Origin of the sequence: Anaerotruncus sp. 80, from assembly GCF_009936115.1 — a bacterium.
Lineage (GTDB): Bacteria > Bacillota > Clostridia > Peptostreptococcales > Anaerovoracaceae > Senimuribacter > Senimuribacter intestinalis.
In genome coordinates this window covers 49,999-67,627 of record NZ_QWES01000003.1, presented here as the reverse complement: position 1 = coordinate 67,627, position 17,629 = coordinate 49,999, and the positions used below count along the sequence as shown (strand labels likewise).

Genomic DNA, 17,629 nt, shown 5'->3' with positions numbered 1-17,629 from the left:
CTCCTATACTTTGCGATTACTCGCCAATAAACTCTTCCGGATTTCTTGCTGCAGGGGTTACATTCTTAAGTGCAGCATTTAAAATCAGATATACGATCATACCGACAACAATGGAGTTAAATGCAGGGCTGAATACGTTTACGAAGAAGCCTACTGCCATACCAGCTATCCATGCGCCAATTCCTGCAAAGTTGAAACCTGGAATAATACCCCAGTTTTCTTTCTTGCCTTTTCCAATAATCCAGTAGTCTGCCATCATGATGCCTGCAATTGGCGGAATCATGACAGAAAATGCGTTGAGCATCGGAACGAAGAAATCCAGTGCACCTAAAACTGCCAGAACAGTTGCGATTACACCGATAATTGCAGTAAGAAGCGGTCTCTTACCATCCTTTGCTCCACAGAATCTGGTGAATGCCAGACCGCTCTGGTAGAAGTTAGTGGTGTTAGTAGTCCATGTTGCCAGAAGCAGTGCGAGTACGCCGATAATCGGCATGTTCAGTTTTACGAACAGCTCTGTCAGGTCTGTTGTTCCTGCGCCAACGCTCATGATTGCACCCATAGCAACAATCAAAAGCATCGCCGGTAAAATTCCCAGTACTGAAGAAATGACCGTTGCCTTTCTGTCTTTTGCATAGCGGGTCAGGTCTGTACATACGATGGTTCCGCAAGCAAAGATACCAATCATAATTGCCAGTGCAGATACGAAGTCCATCTGCTGTGCCGGTTCATAAGCAAGCACTGCGCTAAAGCCGCCGTACATGCCTACAGACTTAATGGTACCGTATACACATACAACAACCAGGAATGGAACTGCTACATAGTTTAGCACAGTCATCCATGTAAAACCATATACTGCAGTCAGTACCATAATGCCGCCCCACAAAATCATGGACAGCCACATCGGGAATGGAATTCCAAATGCACCCAGCGCTGCAACAAAAGCACCGCCGCAAACGCCGATCTGTACAGCAGCCTGTAAGCCCTGTGTCAATGTAATCAGACCAGCCAGAATGTATCTGGAACCGGTGTTGCCGAAGGTTTTTCCAAGAATCACTGTCAGTGGATAGCCTGTATCGGATGCTTCAATTCCGTTTAAACTCATAATTGCCACCTGTACACCAAAAGCTAACAGGGTAATTAAAAGAGTCATCTGCAGGGATAAACCTCCCATCAAAATTGCTCCAACCATCAGTGCAGGTGCACTGATTACACCGCCAACCCAAATCATGGTCAAGCTTAAGGTTGACTGCTTTTCCTCGGGCTGCACCTGGGTAATGGCACGTTTTTCCATCGTACCTTGTTTATGATTCTCTACCATAGATATTTCCTTTCACGTTCTAATTTCTCTTTTATAATCTTCAGCTGCAGCTGCTGCATAGTCTCAAAGAACCGCATGCCGCGCTCACGGGTTGCACCAGTCGGATCGCCCATAATTCCATTGGCACTGACTGCCCGAAGACCTTCCGTGTTCATTTTGTCCGAAACCTCTTCGGTCAGTCCGCCCATAAAGCCTGCTTCTGCTTTATCCATCTGTACCAAGTCGGATACAGCCAGCATCATGGACGTTTCAAATTCACAGGAATGTCCACCGCAGACGCCTTTCGGCAGCCCCTCATTTTTCTCTGCCTCTGCAAGCATTTGCATAACATCCGCCATGCTACAGCCGGTTACGATAGCAGCCTCAGGATGTTTCTCCCTGCAGCGCACTGCTGCCTCTTCCATCGCAGGCATATTTCCGCCGTGGGTGGATGCAAGAACAAACGTATCAAATCCATGTTTTAAATAAGAATCAATATAGTCCTCAATTATCATCATATAAGTTTCCGCCCTCAATGTAATGCTGCCAGGAAACGGCATATGGGGGTCAGAAACGCCGGGACGAATCACAGGTGCCGCCAGCGCTTTGCCCAGCCTCTTCGCAAAGTCGCCCGCCTCCGCATGGGCTCTGATTGCATCAGTAGCCTCCGGCAGGTGTGGCCCATGCTGTTCCACCGCACCGGAAAAAATTACCACTGTCTTATATCCTTCAGCCAATGCTTTTTCAATTTCAGGCCAGGTCATTTCCTCTAAATAATAAGTTCTCATAGCTGATTTCCTCCTTTCTTTTGCTATATACAATATTATAAATTTATCATATCATTGAAATCACTTTTACGTCTTTTCTGTTTCAGATAAAAAAACGTACTTCCCTTTGTTCCTTTTGACAAAAAACTCCTCCTATGATACACTTTAAACAATTATCTTGTCCAAGAAGGCAGATAGGAGTGCAATATGAGTATCACCCTGAAAGATTTATTAAGCCTGCCAGTGATGGAAGGTGCCATTGTAAGAGCCGGAACTTTATCGCTTTCCAACACCGTTTCCGGCATTGGAATCGTTGACCAGTTCGACATTCAATTTAATTATGACGAGTTGTTTCACACTTCCAAATATCTGCTTGGAGAGATTCTGCTGTCCAGCTATTTTCTTACGTTTCCCTTACAGGTCAAACTGGATTGCCTGCACTTTCTTAGCCGCGTCGGTGCAAGCGGAATTTTAGTGATGAATATCGGTATGTTCAAAGAGGACTTCGAGCCGGAAGTAATACAAACTGCAGAAGAACTGGATTTTCCCCTGATTCAGATGCCATCTCACAGGCACTCCTGCAGCGAACTGATTACGCCTATTATGGAACAGATTCTGGAGGATCGAAAGAATCAAAACTACTGGACTAACATCGTCCTGGAATACATGGCGTCCCTCTCTGCGCAGGAGCGCTCTCTAACCCTTCTTGTAGACATTATCAGCCAGTACACCCATTTTTCTATCGGTCTCTACGATAAGAACTTGAACCTGCTTCACGGCGCTGACTGGGCCGGTGAAGATTTCAAACCTCTTCATGACGCTAATTTTACCATTTCCCATGGAGAGAAACTTTCCACTCGCACATCTTATCAAAGTGCTTTTGTCTCAAAGACAGGAAACCGCTACTACTTCACCCGAAGCCCCATTTTCTTCAGCGACCCGGTATTAAGATATCTAACAGTGATTTCCAAGCAGGGCGCGGTAAACCAAATCCAGTTTGAGCAGGTGATGGAATCGATTCGTCTGTATCTGTGTATATGGGAGAAAAACCGCTCTGATAAGACTGCCCTGTGTCATGCTCTTATTCACAACGAACCTATTAAAATTCAGAGCCTTGCCAAGCGGCTGAGTGTCGATATAAAGAAGATTCACGCTGTACTCATTTTCAGCATGACAAACAGGGCAAAAAAAGAGCCCGATTTACTTCGGACGAAATTAGAAAAACACTATTATTCCCAAGGATTTACGCCAATTTCAGAGGTAAACGGAGATTGCATCGTTCTGTTTCTGGAATTTCCTGATTATGAGATCAATCGCTACGATTTCTTTATGGAATCAGAAAAAGCTTTTTCTTCCTATGAGGAAATTGAGCGCATGATGATTCATGCCGATTACTATAACCCCGGCATTTACAAAGATTTATTCGAAGAGTACGTCGCCTATAACGCCTACCTGCATCGCATTCTTCCCTCAAAAAAAGTTTTCAATCTGGGCGAACTGCATTTCTGCAGCGAGTGCGCTGCCGTTGCGTCAGACAAAAAAGCTTCTGACCATGCCCTTACCATTCTGCATCCGATTCTGCATGCCGCTTCCGGTGCTGATACTTTGCTGGAAACTCTGGAAACCTTTATTATTGATGCCAACGGTAATATTGACAAGTCTGCCGAAATGCTGTATGTCCATAAAGGCACGGTGAAGTACCGGCTGAAACGAATTAACGAAATCCTTGGTTTTGATATGCGAAAAATGCCTGAATCTCTAACGATTTACAAGGCGCTGGCCCTTTACCGGATTTTAAAATAGAAAAAATTCAGCGCTGCTGAACTCTGTGCGCTTGCTTCACTCATATCTCATGCATATTTCAAAGAGAATTCTCAAAAATATGCACCGCTGCGTGCATATTTTCACCAAAAATTAAAAAAATACGCATAAAACGCCGTCATCAAGAGGGTTTTCCCTCTCTCTGACGGCGTTCTTCATTGTAAATCTGCATATTGCAATCAAAATTCTAAAAAATATGCACGATTCCTTATCATAGCCTGCATATTTTCGCTGATTTTTACGAATATATGCACAGCTGCTGCATTACAGTGCAAAGACTATTCTTTTCCGTTCCAGCAGTAGGTGCAGAGTTTATTTCTTTCAAGGCCCGTAGCATCCATCATATCATCAAGGCGACAGAACTGCAGCGTAGTGAATCCCATTTCCTTACGGATTTCCTCCACCATCTGCGCATATTTTTCTGTCTCAGGATTTGCATATTCTTCCAGAATCTCATCAGTTACGTTACCGTTCTCAAGTCTTGTGATGACTCTTCTGGTAATCAAGTCCATTTCGGAGGAAGAACGCGAGAAGTTCAGATATTTGCATCCATACATAATCGGCGGGCACGCTGGTCTGATATGCAGTTCCTTTGCGCCAATCTCAAAGAGATATTCGGCAGTTTCTCGAAGCTGCGTTCCTCTTACGATGGAGTCATCAATGAGTACCAGTCTCTTGTCTTTGATTAAATCTTCCACAGTCAGAAGCTTCATCTTTGCAATCAGATTTCGCTTGGTCTGAATGGTCGGCATAAACGAACGCATCCAGGTCGGCGTATATTTAATAAAAGGTCTTCCGTATGGAATACCAGAAGCATTGGAATATCCCACTGCGCTTCCGATACCGGAATCAGGTACACCAGCTACATAGTCCGCTTCTACACTATCCCGCTGTGCCATCTTGGCACCGCAGGCATTTCTCATCCGCTCTACACTGATCCCCTCATAGGAGCTTGCCGGAAACCCGTAATACACCCAAAGGAAAGTACAAATCTTCATGTCTTCGTTTGGATTCAGCAGTGTCACACAGTTCTGATCTGTAATCACTGCAATTTCTCCTGGTCCCAGTTCTTTGTAATCTGTATATCCCAGATTCTTGTAGGCAAAACTCTCGAAACTAAAGCAGAAACCCTCCTCTTTCTTACCTACAGCAATAGGTGTTCTGCCGTATTTATCACGAGCTGCATAAATGCCCGCCTTATTCATCAGAAGCAGAGATATGGAGCCATCGATGACTTCCTGCGCATAGTGCATGCCCTCGATTAAATTCTCTTTCTGATTGATCAGCGCTGCAACCAGTTCGGTCGCGTTGATTTCACCGCCGCTCATCTCCAGAAAATGAGCATGTCCCGTATCAAAGAGTCTCTGCACCAGACTATCGACATTATTAATCTTTCCCACTGTCGTCAGCGCATAAGTGCCATGATGGGAACGAATAATCAACGGCTGTGGCTCGTAGTCCGAAATACAACCAATTCCCATAATGCCGTCCATCGTCTGCATATCTTTATTAAACTTCGTTCTGAAAGGAGAGTTTTCGATATTGTGAATCGCTCTGTTAAAGCCGTCCTTTCCGTATACCGCCATACCACCTCGCCGAGTTCCCAGATGAGAATGGTAATCTATCCCAAAAAACAAATCAAACACGCAGTCCTGCCGCGCTGCAACACCAAAAAAGCCGCCCATAACGTAACCTCCTTTATCGTAAACGGTTTAACTGAAAAAAATATTGTACCACACTCTTTTTGCTTTTACAATATTTCTTTATAAAAAACACCGTAAATGTCAGCACAAAAAGAAGACGGTTTCCCGTCTTCTAGCAATTCTTTAAATATTCGACTTCTTCTTTTGTCAGTTTTCTATAATGCCCTACAGCCAATCTGCCCAGCTTAATATCGCCGATAGCAATACGTGCAAGTTCCTGCACGTTATTGCCGACCGCCTTAAACATCTTGCGTACCTGGCGATTTTTTCCCTCGTGAATGGTGATATCCACGATGGTAGACCTCTGCACGCCTTTAACAATCTGCACTTTGGCGTTAGATGTCACGTAACCACCGATATCAACGCCCCTTCGCAGCTTTGCACATTTCTCGTCAGACAGAACGCCTGCAACCCGCGCCCTGTAAGTCTTCGGCATCTCATGTTTCGGATGGGTCAGCCTATACGCAAAATCTCCGTCGTTGGTCATGATCAGCATGCCGGAAGTATTATAATCCAGTCGTCCCACCGGAAAAATTCTGGCGTCGACATCCCGCACCAAATCCATCACGGTCTGTCTATCCTTATCGTCACTGACGGTTGTCACATACCCCAGCGGTTTGTTGAGTAAAATATAGACCTTCTTATCCTCCGGTTCTATGCGGCGACCATTGACTTCCACTACATCACCTGCAACTACATCATAGCCAGCTTCCTTCAGCGTCAGTCCGTTGACCTTCACATTGCCGGCAGCAACCAGTTCATCTGCCTTTCTTCTGCTGGCAATTCCTGATTGCGCAATATATTTATTAATTCTCATCGATTTTATGTCTCCTTTTCCTAAGGAGGATTTTAACACAAAATCACCTGGAAGTCATCGCTTTTTTTAACAGTCGTATACGCAGGTGAGATCTGCCGCCTCGATGCGCGCTGCAATTTCTTCTCTGTTTACGGAGTAAAGTCCTTTCTCCTTCATATACTGGAAAAATTCATCTCCCGCAAAAGTAAACATGCCGCCGTCAGGTTTTTGGTACGTTAGCAGTGCACCAATAGCGATAGTATCCGGCAATTGCAAACACGATTCGCCTGCCGCATAACAACCGGCATTATGACCAGCCAGAGCCCCTGTAGAAATTGCTTCCGTATGACCGATGAAAAGGCCCGACTTCTCCCCGCCGCAAAAGAGGTTTTTAACACCTTTTACCTGCATATTTTCCTCTCGCTCTGTCACTGCCAGATAGCGAATAGAGTTGCCTTTTCCGCCTGCATAAGGGTCTGCATATCTTGCGTTTTCAAAACCTGCCACCGTCCGAAGCTGCTCCAGCGGAAAATATGGTGTCATCATCTTTGCATAGCCTGTATCGATGAGAACAATGTTTTCCGCAAATTGCGGCAGCGCATACTGTTTGCAAACCTTTTTAGAAAGCTTGCTTTCATTGATTAATTCCTTTGCAAGGGGCACGATTGCTACGCCTTTCTCAGAAAGTTCCTGTTGCAGTGGCTTTGCTAGAGTCGATTTCTCTATTTTCGTGGATCCGCTGAAAGCGCCCGGCGTGCCGTCTGCACGTTTACCATAGTAGTCAAATCCGCCTGCTTTCTCAGAAATGCTGACTCTCGGTCCAAAGGCGGGACACCTGAGCACGCACATACTGCATCCGTTTCCAAACTCCATGCAGTTTCCCATAGGTCCCGTCGTTCCCGTACAATCTACATAAACATCGGCATCAAAGTGCTCGCCATCCGCTGACACAAGTTCCGTAATTCTATTTTCACCATCCTGACATTTCTCGGTTTCGACATCTATAATCCGGGTCATGAAATGTATATCGACTCCCATCTCATGCAAAAGTTGCCGAACCTTCGGTTCCACTTTTAATACGTTATAAAATGTTGCGTGCTTATGTCCCGGAAAATCTACATTTCGATGGGTTGCACAGCCGTCAGTAATCTCAAAAAGCTCTCTTGCACCCATAGCGATATTCTCTTCTGCCGCGGTAAATCTTCCATTATTTCGCATAATACCGCCCACATTGCCCAGCCCCAGGAGCAGGTCTGTCCTTTCAAGAAGCTGCACCTTTGCGCCGGTTTTTCTTGCGGTGACTGCAGCGCTGACCCCTGCCCAGCCGCCGCCGACTATGATAATCTTTGCCATATGAACCTCCAACAATTCTTCTTGTTACTATTCATATGACAATTTATGCTTTTTAGAACGCCATAGGTATGACATAAACCGCGATACAGATATAATGCAAGACACTCCCTGCCAGCACAAACAAATGCCAAATGCTGTGCATATATCTTTTTTTCATGGCATAAAATACAAGTCCCCCTGTGTAACTGATCCCTCCAAGAAGCAGGAGCCAGAAGGCAGGCTGCGGCAGTACGCGGATAATATCTTTAAAGGCAAATAGAATCGCCCAGCCCATGACCACATAAAGTACGGTGCCCAGCCTCTCGGTCTTAGCAAGATCGATGGCGTTGAGCAGAATGCCAAAACCTGCGCAAAGCCAGACTGCACCCACTACGACTAGTCCTTTGGGATTTCCACGAAGGGCGACGAGACAAAATGGCGTATAACTCCCCGCAATCAGAAGGAAAATAGAAGCATGATCAAAAATTCGCAGTATTTCCTTTGCTTTGGGATGGGGTACCCCATGATAAACCGCCGACATGGTGTAAAGCACAATCAGCGATATACCAAAAACCAGACTGACGCCCAGCGCCAACCCGCTGTGGTGAACTACAGATAAAACGATCAGCACTGTAGTGCCGCCTACTGCCAGTACTGAGCCTAAGCCGTGAGACACTGTATTAAAAATCTCTTCCCCCACTGTATATCTCTTTAAAGTTCCGTCTGTCATCATTTTTCCCCTTTCTAATTTCGTATATATTTTTTAACATTTTAAAATCTAGTTTTTATTACTATATTATAATATATTCATTTTCATTTTATGTCAAGTTTAAAACAAAATTTGTCTGCTACTTGTTTCCCAACATAGAAAATGCTATACTTTCTACTAGCATGGAAAGGAGCCTTAGATTTTATGTATCAGGGAATTATTTTTGATTTAGACGGCACCCTCTGGGATTCCACAGCACAGATTTTACCGGCATGGAATAGAGTGCTGGCCCGCTGCAACACCTGCTCTCCTATGACACTTCCTGAGTTTCAGAGCTATATGGGGAAAACCATAGAAGAAATTGCAGCTATCAAGCTGCCCCACCTGCCGCTTAAAGAAGGCGCAGCCATTTTTTCTGAATGCTGCAAAGAAGAACTCATTGAGCTTGCAAAAAGCGGCGGTGTTTTGTATCCGAACCTAGCGGAAACCCTCGGCACTTTGCATCAAAATCACTTTCTCGCCATTGTAAGCAATTGTCAGAACGGCTACATTCAAACTTTTCTCGAGTTTCATCGGCTGAGAGACTTCTTCGATGACTTTCTTTGCTTCGGACAAACACAGCTTCCCAAAGGTGAAAACATTCAGCTTCTCATGGAAAGAAACAATCTGCAAACCGCCGTTTATGTCGGCGATACGCAAGGTGATTTCGATGCCGCAAGGCAAGCAGGAATTCCATTTATTTACGCTGCCTATGGGTTTGGAGAAGTTCCGGACCGCTCCTATCGTTTAAATGCGATTTGTGAGCTGCCGAAACTGTTAAAAGAGCTCCCTTGATATTGAAGTAAACAAAAAACGCTCCGAAGCATTCATCATTTCTTCGGAGCGTTCTATTTATTAATTTTATTCCATCATTGCAATCTGCATCATGATCGCACATTCCATGCGCTTTTTAAAAAGCTTGCATCCGTAGTCGTAGACGCCTTTGATGGAACCCGTTGCGTGATATGCGTTAGCTGCGCAACCGCCGCTACAATAAAGACGCGCCCAGCAGTCTCTGCATTCCTCACGGGCATAGACATTGCACATCTTAAAATCCTGACGAGTTTCTTCGTTTGTAATGCCGTTCCAAATGTCACCCATCTTGTACTTTTCATCGCCGACAAACTGGTGGCACGGGTATAGGTCGCCCCACGGCGTCACAGCAAAATACTCCGTTCCCGAGCCGCAGCCGGAAATTCGCTTATAAATACAAGGTCCATGAGTCAAATCTATCATATAATGGTAGAAAGTGAACCCGCTTCCCGCTTTCTTTCTGCGAATCATCTCCGTCGCCAGAATTTCGTACTGTTCAAAGAGCTTCGGCAAATCCTCTTCCGTCAGCGCAAAAGGATCCTCCGGCGGACATACCACCGGTTCCATGGAAAGCTCCGTAAAGCCCAGGTCTGCCATATGGAAAATGTCTTCTGTAAAATCTACATTATTATGGGTAAAGGTTCCTCTCATATAGTAGCCTTTGCCACCTCTTGCCGCAACCAGCTTCTGGAACTTCGGCACGATCAAATCGTAACTGCCTTCATCAGATGCTGTTCTTCTCAGTCGATCGTGAACTTCTTTGCGTCCGTCCAGACTGAGCACTACATTGTGCATTTCCTTGTTTGCAAATGCAATGACATCATCGTCAATACCTACACCGTTAGTGGTCAGCGTAAAGCGGAAATTTTTTCCATGCCGTTTCTCCACGCTGCGGGCATACGCAACCAGATCCTTCACCACCTGCCAGTTCATCAAAGGCTCACCGCCAAAAAAGTCCACTTCCAAATTCCGTCTGTCACCGGAATTCTCGATGAGAAAATCCAGCGCCTGCTTTCCTGTTTCAAAGGACATCAGTCCCCGCTCACCATTAAAATTCCCCTGGCTTGCAAAGCAATAGCTGCAGTTTAAGTTGCAGGTATGCGCAACGTGAAGGCAAAGCGCCTTTACTTCCGTATGGCGATTCTTCAAATCGTAAGCATTTGGTTCGTAGATATCTTCTGTAAAAAGTTTTCTCTGCTCCTGCAGCGTTTCAATATCGTCTATGACTTCCAGCACTTCCTGCCGGGTTACATCAGCTTTGCCTGCGTACTTGTCCAAAATCTTTGCGACCAGCGTCTCTTTTTCCTCAGAAAAGAAATCATGGATGATGTCATACGCAACATCATCCACTACATGTACCGAACCGCTATAAACATCTAAAACGATATTGTATCCGTTTAGTTTATACTGGTGTATCATCTTAGTTCTTCTTCTCGCACTCCTGATTTGCTACACCGCAGGAAGTTTTGCAAGCTGACTGGCAAGAAGTCTGGCATTCGCCACAGCCACCGTTCTTCATGCTCTGTTCTAAGTTTCTTGTTTCGATTGTCTTGATTCTTTTCATTTTATATCTACCTTTCTATTTGTAATCTTTCACTATTTTCTTATTTTACCTTATGGTGCGGCACACTGTCAAGTCCCGTATCACCGCACACACGGCAAAGTCTGCCCATTTATTTTAAATAAGAGAAAGTAATGGGTTTTACACTCCGGTCCAGCTTATCAAAAGCATAACCTTCATCCTGCAGCTGCTCGATAATTTCAGGCAGTGCCTCCACGGTGGATCCCATGCTGGCACTATCGTGCATCAGTACGATACTTCTGTCAGCATTATGCACGCCGTTTAAGATTCGTTCTGCAATCACATCGCTGGACGGATTTCCTGATGCCGCATCCTCTGCAGAGGCATTCCAGTCAAAATACACAAACCCACGCCTGTACATCTCCGCGATAATCTGCTGACAAAGTGTATAATTATAAGTATTGACAGAACCGCCTGGAAAACGGAAAATTTCTGCCCGATAAGAAAATTCCTCATAAAGCTCTGTCCAGAGTTTTTCAAAATCCGCAAGATAAGTGTCCATCGACTGATAAACGTATTCGTAGGAGTGAGTATACGTGTGAATACCGATAGTATGTCCTTCATCAATAATCCGCTGTACAATGTCTCTATTTTCGCTGATCTTACCTACTACAAAAAAGGTCGCTTTAATATTGTGTTCCTTCAGAATGTCCAGCACCTCTGGCGTGCACGTCTGAGAAGGTCCGTCATCAAAGGTCAGGTATACCGTTTTTGACTTCGCCTTTGCCTGCCGGAATTCATCCCGAATATAAAGTGATGCATACTTTTCCTGATAAGGAAGTGCCTCCTCTTCAACAATCAGCGCAGAATCTGCGTTTTGGGTTTCGTTTCCGCCAGAATCTGTGCCACTGCCAGCTTCTGCAGACAATGCCGTCACTCTCACAGAGAGCACGATGACCGCCACCGTCAAGATGAGAAGGATGCCCAGCACTGTAAATGTAATAAGTCGCTTAAAAAATCTTACTGAAAATCTGCCTTCCATATTTATTTACCGAACCACTTGCATACTTCCCAGGAGCTGTGCCCCTGCATCAACAGAGATAGATTTTGTGCGAATTCCGCCTGTAATGCTGGCGCTGCTGTGGATCTGCACTTCCGAAGTCGCCTCTATATTTCCCTTAATGGTGCCGTCTGCGGAAAGCACACTGCAGAAAATTCTCCCTTCCACTTTGGAGTCTGCATCCATCAGGATATTTTCTTTTACGGTGAGATTAGATTTCAGCTGGCAGCCAGTCAGCTTCAGATTACTGCAGGCGATATCACCCGAAATCCTGCCTGTTGCAGTGATGTTTCCTGCTGCTGTTACATTGCCTTCTACCTCTCCGTATATCATTAGGTGCCCACGAGTCACAATATCGCCCGTCACCTTGGTATTCGCTGCAATCACACCGGTCTCATCTATAGGCAGCACGCCCTCATGGTTTTTTTCCTCTTCAGCAGTCTCTTCCTGTACTGGTTCTTCGTATTCTGTCTGCTGTTTCTTTTCTTCTTCCATGTTTACTCTCCAATACTAAAAAGTTGCTCTTCATCAAAAGTAAAGCTGCGGGTATTCCTCGTTGTCACATTGCCATTGATGACGCAACCTCGCTCGGAATTCAGTTCCCCAGTATCAATGTTTCCCACGACCACAGCACTTTCCGTAATATCAACGACGTTTTTGATTTCCAGATTGCCTTTTACTTTTCCTTTTGTCTGCAAATTCGCCGACTTGATATCGCCCACAATTACTGCCGCATGTTCAATGCGCGCATCTAAACTGACCTTCACAGCACCTTTAATACTACCGCTTACCGCCAGACTTTCTGTGGCAACATCTCCGATTATCTTTCCATTGACGATGACGGACGATGTCGTATTCAAATCGCCAAAAATACATCCATTTGCCTTTACTTGGTCCGCCCCTTCTATATTGCCGGTAATCACCATGCTGCTGCTGATGACAGTTCCTGCCTCCTGATTAAATTCAGGCACAAGAATTTCCATCTGCGGTCTGATACGCGGTTCCATCTGCGGCATCCGAAATGGCTCGCTGGTCTTATCTCTATCTTGCGCAAAATCCTCACGCTTTTCGGCGGTCTTAACTTTTTCTTTTGACGTTTCATCGTCAAATCCGGTCAGTTCTTTCATCGCCTGTGTAAAATTCGAAATTGATGACATGAAAATTTCCTCAACTTTTCTGACTTCTGCTATGTCTATTCTCTCTGCCATTTTATCATCTTTTTCGCCCAAGTTCAATTAGATTCTACATATATCGACAGCTTTTCACTTATAATCGTTTTTTCTACTCTTTTATTTTGCACCTGCGCACGGTGCGTCCCATCTCATCTGTGCAAGTGCAAGCTCCACAAATCCCCTCACCACAGCACATATTTCCTTCTACCGGTCGTACAATGCTGCTTCCTGCTGCTCTCTCGACCTGACTGGCATAATATGGTGAAGTCAATGCAAACACATTGAGAGAATCACTTTCCTCCATATGATCCAAATCATCTAAAGAGCAAAGACCTTCCTTGGCAAAGTCCCGCACTTCAACTGCTTCTGCCGGCAAATCCCCAAAATAGTCGTGAAAGAAATCAAAGCCTACCTTTTCCAAATCAACATAGACGTGCAGTTGCCCAAGCCATCTGCTATACCGCTTCCCGCCATCCAGAAAGTTGCGCAGCGGCGCAATCGCAATGCCTTTTGCATAGACAAAAGCTTCCTGTGCATTTTCCCTAAGCGCGCCAAAACCTGAAAGGGCATTATAATATACGCCTCGAATCCACAGATTTTTTTCCGCCTGAAAGATGCTGCTGCTCTTCGGACCGCACCGGCAAATACCAAGATGCAAAAGTCCCGCTTCCGGTTCCGCTTTTAGAACAGAGATTGGCGCATCATACCATTTTGCCCCATCCTCGGCCCGCACAAACACGTACGCTCCTGCTGTCTGTGCCTTTTGGCAGAATCCGCGGTCAGCCTCGACAACAAAGACTTTTAAATCATCGCTGTAGGTCTTGATCTGCTTAATTTTAAGCAGCCTATCCTTGCGGCTTAAAATCACGCTGCGGCCATTTTGTTCATACAGAGAATAAATACAGGTGCCCTGCCAGCTGCACTCCTGACACGTTCCACCGCGCAGCTTTGCGCAGATCAGACACTGTCCGCATTCTGCCAGCGCACAAGGGCATCCCTGACGTCCTGCATCAATACATCTACTTTTCTTCATCCTCAATCCCCCTCACTTCATACCCATAATCCATCAGCGCATAAGCGTCATTAAACCAGTTTCCATCAGATAATACCACGCAAATCAGTTCCGTATCCTGTCGCTTAGATGATGCTACCAGTGTTCTTCCGCTCATCTTGGTAAATCCGATTTTAATCCCTGTGGCGCCCTCATACTGAAACACCGTCTTGTTTTTGTTATGGTATTCTTCCCAGGACTTTGCACCCACTATTTCCCGGAAAATCTTGTTTTGCATGGCCTCTTTTGCGATGGTCGCAAGATCTCGTGCCGTCGTATAATGGTTATCATCATAAAGCCCGCTGGGATTAACAAAATTGGTCCCGGTGCAGCCTAGTTTCTCCGCCTTTTCATTCATCAGTTGTACAAAGTGTTCTGTGTTTCCGCCCATAATAGCAGCCAGTGCTGTGGCGCCGTCGTTTCCCGATCTGAGCATTACACCGTAAAGCAGATTTTCCAACGTTCTTTCTTCTCCTTTTTTCAAATACAGGGAAGATCCTTCCACGCCTACTGCTTCCTCCGGAATTTTCACTGTCGTATCTATGCCTGCGCCGATTTGTTCACAGACGTCCAAAGTCACAAGAGCAGTCATAATCTTCGTCGTGCTGGCAGGATAACCTTTTTCGTCTGCATTTTTCTCAAAAAGCACCTCGCCGCTTTTTCCGTCAATTAAAATCGCCTGCTTGGCGCTTATCGTCGGCGGCTGTACCATATCTGCAGCCGCCGCTTCACCCTCCGGCTCTGCAATATAGCCAAAGATCATAGCGCCCAGCGCAAATCCTAATATCGTTCCTATGATAATCAATATTTTCTTCATAATAAAAAATCTCCCATACCTAATCTATTTTAGGATGGGAGAAATATGACTGGTTTATTTTTTCATTGTCAGCAGCCCTTTCAGCGCCTCGATGTAGATAAGCGTCATCTTATCCAGACTTTCTAAATCCAGAAATTCATCTGCTTCGTGGGCCAACTCCTCCTCATAAGGAAATAACGGTCCAAAAGCCACTGCATTCGGAATCGTTCTCGCATATGTTGCACCCCCAATAGCAATTGGAAGGGACTCATAGTCCCTGCTAATCTTCTGATAAGCATTCATGAGGACTCCAATAAAGTCCGATCCAGCATCCACATACAGCCCGTTCATATGACTTGTCATATCCATTTTCATCCCTGCGCGTCTGCAGGTCTCTTCGGCTGCTGAAAACACCTTGACTTTATCCACAGTGGCAGGATATCTGACACTGACGCCAAAAGTAAGTTTTCCGCATTCTAACGCTATGGTTCCCACATTAAAAGTCAGTTTGCCGGAAGCTTCATCCGCAAAATTCAAGCCAAATTTTTCTCCATAATAGGTCATGCCGATATACTGATTATAGGTTTTATATACCGGCGCTATATCAAATTCTGCACTGACCTCTTCCAGGGTTTTCATCATCAGACTGATGGCGTTCAAACCTTTTTCCGGAGACATGGCGTGAGTGCTCTTTCCCGAAACGGTCACGAAAATGCTGCAATGTTCCTGCTGCGCGCAGATATGTTCAAAGGCATTCAGTACCGCAGTAAGGTTTGCAGCGGTTTCTGTATCCGGACACCGCAAGGTGCAATGTGCTTTTCCCGGTACTACGTTTTTGGCTGCTCCGCCGTAAAGAGACTCCACTGCAATTTGACAGCCAATGTCCCCGTCCGTTTCATAGGAAAAGTCCACATCCAGAAGACCCTTTTCGCAGTGAATCAGAGGAAAGTTTCCATCCGGCACGATGGAGCAGTCCGGCATCCGGTCTGCCTTTTTCGCATAGTGCTCAATACATCTCCAGTTTTCCTCCTCATCACAACCGATAATCATCCGAATCGCCGTTTCCGCTGGAATCAGATTCTCCTCCATCAGATATTTGACTGCATAAAGACAAGATATAATTGGACCCTTATCATCCAAAGTACCCCTGCCGTACAGCTTGCCATCTATCTCCTTTATTTCAAAAGGCGCCGTATGCCAGCCTTCTCCTGCCGCCACCACATCTGCATGACCCAAAATTCCAATCAGCCGATCGCCTCCGCCTGCCGTCATTTCTCCGGCGTAGCCGTCAAAGTTTTTCACCTCCATTCCCATGGATCTTCCTTTGTTCAAAATCCATGTAAGAGCCTGCGCAGCTTTCTGCCCAAAAGGTCTTCCCTCCCCTTTCGTTTCTTCATCTAAAATGCTTGGAATCGCTGAAAATTCTTTGATATCCATTATCATCTGTTCTCTGTTTTTCTTTACGAAATCTTCCGCTTTCATCGCAATCCTCCCTATGATAGTTTTGTAAAGATTTTATAAGAGTATGGCTCTTTTTTCATTGTACTGACTACAAAAAAAGAAGGTTCGATTTAAAATTATTCTAAAGAAACAGAAAAAAGCTCCAGCTATAATGAGACCATATTATGCGTCAAAAAGGAGGACACATCATGTTAGAATTTGAATTACAGAAAGCTGCCGATAAGCTGATCCGCGAGGTTTTCGGCGTAAAGGAGAAAGAAACGGTCGCTATCACAGCTGACACGAAATCCAATCCGGTTCTGATTCAGGCGGTTGCCGCTGCAGTACACAGCGTAGGCGGCTTTCCAGCCGTCATCACGATTGCAACACCAAAGGGTGTTGGCAAAGCTGCCGACCCTGATATTCCAGTAGAGCTTTTAACTGCTGCTCTATCTGAAGCTGACGTATGGATTGAGTTCAATGAACAGTGGCTGCTGTACTCAACTCCATTTGAAATTGCAATGGATAAGAACAAAAAACTCAGATACATGTGTCTGGTCGATTTTTCACCAGAGCTTCTAATCAGAACAATCGGTGACATCAACACTGCACAGCTGAAAGAATTTATGGAGGCCTTCGGCGTTCGCCAGAGACAGGTAAAAGAAATGCGTGTCACTACGCCTGCAGGAACCGACGTAAGCTTTGTTTTAGATCCATCTCACACTGTAGCCGTAGACTGCGGCAAAGCTGACGTTCCTGGATTTCACATGTGCCCAGGCCAGCTCAATGTCATTCCCAAGTTCGGTACCATCAACGGAAAAATCGTTTTCGACGGTACAATTACCCCACCATTCGGACACGTGCCTTCTCAGCCGGTTGAACTGACTGTAGAAAACGGCGTTATCGTAAAAATCGAAGGCGGCCGCGAAGCTTCTGAATATGAAAAATTCCTGAAAGGCTTTGACGATGAAGGTATGCTGAAAATGGCACATATCGCCTACGGCTTCAATCCGGGTGCAAAGCTGACAGGAAATGTCGTAGAAGACGAACGTGTATGGGGATGTACAGAATGGGGTATCGGCTACGTCAGCGCAATTGAAGCACCTCCAATCGGACAGCCTGCCGCTTCCCACACCGACGGTATCTGCCTCAACTCCACCATCTACTTCGATGGTAAGCTGATTATGGAAGACGGCGTTATCGTTGATGAAGAATTAAAGAAACTGGATCCAACAGTATAAATCTAAAAATCTTAAAAACACGGGCTGCCCCCATGAACAATTATTTTTCGTTCATGGAGGCAGCCCA

General features: G+C 45.4%; 17 protein-coding genes. 3 read left to right on the top strand and 14 right to left on the bottom strand.

All coding sequences use genetic code 11. The features are described 5' to 3' along the window. Positions 1-16: 16 nt before the first annotated feature. Both D1155_RS02620 and D1155_RS02615 read right to left on the bottom strand, forming a co-directional pair. Entirely contained in the window at positions 17-1,321 is a 1,305-nt protein-coding gene (locus tag D1155_RS02620) for a cytosine permease (RefSeq protein WP_160200867.1), read from the bottom strand. Then, a complete protein-coding gene (locus tag D1155_RS02615; RefSeq protein ID WP_160200866.1) occupies positions 1,315-2,088 on the bottom strand; it encodes a creatininase family protein in 774 nt (257 codons plus the stop codon). The genes D1155_RS02620 and D1155_RS02615 overlap by 7 nt, the downstream gene beginning before the upstream one ends. 186 nt (positions 2,089-2,274) lie before the next feature. Between D1155_RS02615 and D1155_RS02610 the strand changes: the two genes are divergently transcribed. Next, positions 2,275-3,870: a PucR family transcriptional regulator gene (locus tag D1155_RS02610; protein WP_160200865.1), complete on the top strand. Its 1,596-nt coding sequence runs from the start codon at positions 2,275-2,277 to the stop codon at positions 3,868-3,870. A gap of 296 nt (positions 3,871-4,166) precedes the next feature. On the opposite strand, the gene D1155_RS02605 is transcribed toward D1155_RS02610, so the two are convergent. The 4 genes from D1155_RS02605 to D1155_RS02590 form a co-directional block, all read right to left on the bottom strand. Continuing rightward, complete coding sequence (locus D1155_RS02605; RefSeq protein WP_160200864.1) at positions 4,167-5,573, bottom strand: amidophosphoribosyltransferase; 1,407 nt, start codon at positions 5,571-5,573, stop codon at positions 4,167-4,169. A gap of 130 nt (positions 5,574-5,703) precedes the next feature. Then, a complete protein-coding gene (locus tag D1155_RS02600; RefSeq protein ID WP_201759516.1) occupies positions 5,704-6,408 on the bottom strand; it encodes a pseudouridine synthase in 705 nt (234 codons plus the stop codon). 66 nt (positions 6,409-6,474) lie between these two features. After that, a complete protein-coding gene (locus tag D1155_RS02595; RefSeq protein WP_160200863.1) occupies positions 6,475-7,740 on the bottom strand; it encodes an FAD-dependent oxidoreductase in 1,266 nt (421 codons plus the stop codon). 52 nt (positions 7,741-7,792) lie between these two features. After that, entirely contained in the window at positions 7,793-8,449 is a 657-nt protein-coding gene (locus D1155_RS02590; RefSeq protein ID WP_243150995.1) for a hemolysin III family protein, read from the bottom strand. 183 nt (positions 8,450-8,632) lie between these two features. Here D1155_RS02590 and D1155_RS02585 point away from each other — a divergent pair, with 183 nt between their 5' ends. Next, on the top strand, positions 8,633-9,262 hold the full coding sequence (locus D1155_RS02585) for an HAD family hydrolase (RefSeq protein ID WP_160200861.1): 630 nt from the start codon (positions 8,633-8,635) through the stop codon (positions 9,260-9,262). A gap of 66 nt (positions 9,263-9,328) precedes the next feature. On the opposite strand, the gene scfB is transcribed toward D1155_RS02585, so the two are convergent. The 8 genes from scfB to D1155_RS02545 all read right to left on the bottom strand — a co-directional run bounded on the left by scfB (position 9,329) and on the right by D1155_RS02545 (position 16,363). Further along, positions 9,329-10,699, bottom strand: a complete 1,371-nt coding sequence (scfB, locus tag D1155_RS02580; RefSeq protein WP_160200860.1) for a thioether cross-link-forming SCIFF peptide maturase — start codon at positions 10,697-10,699, stop codon at positions 9,329-9,331. 1 nt (position 10,700) lies between these two features. After that, positions 10,701-10,844: a six-cysteine ranthipeptide SCIFF gene (scfA, locus tag D1155_RS02575; RefSeq protein ID WP_160200859.1), complete on the bottom strand. Its 144-nt coding sequence runs from the start codon at positions 10,842-10,844 to the stop codon at positions 10,701-10,703. Between the two features lie 109 nt (positions 10,845-10,953). Further along, positions 10,954-11,844, bottom strand: a complete 891-nt coding sequence (locus tag D1155_RS02570) for a polysaccharide deacetylase family protein (protein ID WP_160200858.1) — start codon at positions 11,842-11,844, stop codon at positions 10,954-10,956. 6 nt (positions 11,845-11,850) lie between these two features. Further along, positions 11,851-12,357, bottom strand: coding sequence for a polymer-forming cytoskeletal protein (locus D1155_RS02565; RefSeq protein WP_160200857.1), 507 nt, complete (start codon positions 12,355-12,357; stop codon positions 11,851-11,853). A gap of 2 nt (positions 12,358-12,359) precedes the next feature. Further along, positions 12,360-13,070 (bottom strand): polymer-forming cytoskeletal protein, encoded by a 711-nt coding sequence (locus D1155_RS02560; protein WP_160200856.1) that lies wholly within the window; start codon positions 13,068-13,070, stop codon positions 12,360-12,362. Between the two features lie 73 nt (positions 13,071-13,143). Further along, a complete protein-coding gene (locus D1155_RS02555; protein ID WP_160200855.1) occupies positions 13,144-14,067 on the bottom strand; it encodes a hypothetical protein in 924 nt (307 codons plus the stop codon). After that, entirely contained in the window at positions 14,054-14,902 is an 849-nt protein-coding gene (locus D1155_RS02550; protein ID WP_160200854.1) for a D-alanyl-D-alanine carboxypeptidase family protein, read from the bottom strand. Before D1155_RS02550 ends, D1155_RS02555 begins: the two co-directional genes overlap by 14 nt. A 54-nt stretch (positions 14,903-14,956) precedes the next feature. Next, positions 14,957-16,363 carry a Sapep family Mn(2+)-dependent dipeptidase gene (locus D1155_RS02545; protein ID WP_160200853.1) on the bottom strand — a complete coding sequence of 469 codons (1,407 nt, stop codon included), beginning with the start codon at positions 16,361-16,363 and terminating at the stop codon, positions 14,957-14,959. A gap of 167 nt (positions 16,364-16,530) precedes the next feature. Here D1155_RS02545 and D1155_RS02540 point away from each other — a divergent pair, with 167 nt between their 5' ends. Continuing rightward, positions 16,531-17,562: an aminopeptidase gene (locus tag D1155_RS02540; RefSeq protein WP_160200852.1), complete on the top strand. Its 1,032-nt coding sequence runs from the start codon at positions 16,531-16,533 to the stop codon at positions 17,560-17,562. Positions 17,563-17,629 lie beyond the last annotated feature (67 nt).

Excerpts from the sequence above, each read along its gene's own strand:
- D1155_RS02610 (WP_160200865.1), top strand. The coding sequence starts at position 2,275 with ATGAGTATCACCCTGAAAGATTTATTAAGCCTGCCAGTGATGGAAGGT.
- D1155_RS02545 (WP_160200853.1), bottom strand. The coding sequence starts at position 16,363 with ATGAAAGCGGAAGATTTCGTAAAGAAAAACAGAGAACAGATGATAATG.
- D1155_RS02560 (WP_160200856.1), bottom strand. The coding sequence starts at position 13,070 with ATGGCAGAGAGAATAGACATAGCAGAAGTCAGAAAAGTTGAGGAAATT.
- D1155_RS02615 (WP_160200866.1), bottom strand. The coding sequence starts at position 2,088 with ATGAGAACTTATTATTTAGAGGAAATGACCTGGCCTGAAATTGAAAAA.
- D1155_RS02555 (WP_160200855.1), bottom strand. The coding sequence starts at position 14,067 with ATGAAGAAAAGTAGATGTATTGATGCAGGACGTCAGGGATGCCCTTGT.
- D1155_RS02550 (WP_160200854.1), bottom strand. The coding sequence starts at position 14,902 with ATGAAGAAAATATTGATTATCATAGGAACGATATTAGGATTTGCGCTG.
- D1155_RS02565 (WP_160200857.1), bottom strand. The coding sequence starts at position 12,357 with ATGGAAGAAGAAAAGAAACAGCAGACAGAATACGAAGAACCAGTACAG.
- D1155_RS02590 (WP_243150995.1), bottom strand. The coding sequence starts at position 8,449 with ATGACAGACGGAACTTTAAAGAGATATACAGTGGGGGAAGAGATTTTT.
- scfB (WP_160200860.1), bottom strand. The coding sequence starts at position 10,699 with ATGATACACCAGTATAAACTAAACGGATACAATATCGTTTTAGATGTT.
- D1155_RS02540 (WP_160200852.1), top strand. The coding sequence starts at position 16,531 with ATGTTAGAATTTGAATTACAGAAAGCTGCCGATAAGCTGATCCGCGAG.
- D1155_RS02620 (WP_160200867.1), bottom strand. The coding sequence starts at position 1,321 with ATGGTAGAGAATCATAAACAAGGTACGATGGAAAAACGTGCCATTACC.
- D1155_RS02605 (WP_160200864.1), bottom strand. The coding sequence starts at position 5,573 with ATGGGCGGCTTTTTTGGTGTTGCAGCGCGGCAGGACTGCGTGTTTGAT.
- D1155_RS02595 (WP_160200863.1), bottom strand. The coding sequence starts at position 7,740 with ATGGCAAAGATTATCATAGTCGGCGGCGGCTGGGCAGGGGTCAGCGCT.
- scfA (WP_160200859.1), bottom strand. The coding sequence starts at position 10,844 with ATGAAAAGAATCAAGACAATCGAAACAAGAAACTTAGAACAGAGCATG.
- D1155_RS02585 (WP_160200861.1), top strand. The coding sequence starts at position 8,633 with ATGTATCAGGGAATTATTTTTGATTTAGACGGCACCCTCTGGGATTCC.
- D1155_RS02570 (WP_160200858.1), bottom strand. The coding sequence starts at position 11,844 with ATGGAAGGCAGATTTTCAGTAAGATTTTTTAAGCGACTTATTACATTT.
- D1155_RS02600 (WP_201759516.1), bottom strand. The coding sequence starts at position 6,408 with ATGAGAATTAATAAATATATTGCGCAATCAGGAATTGCCAGCAGAAGA.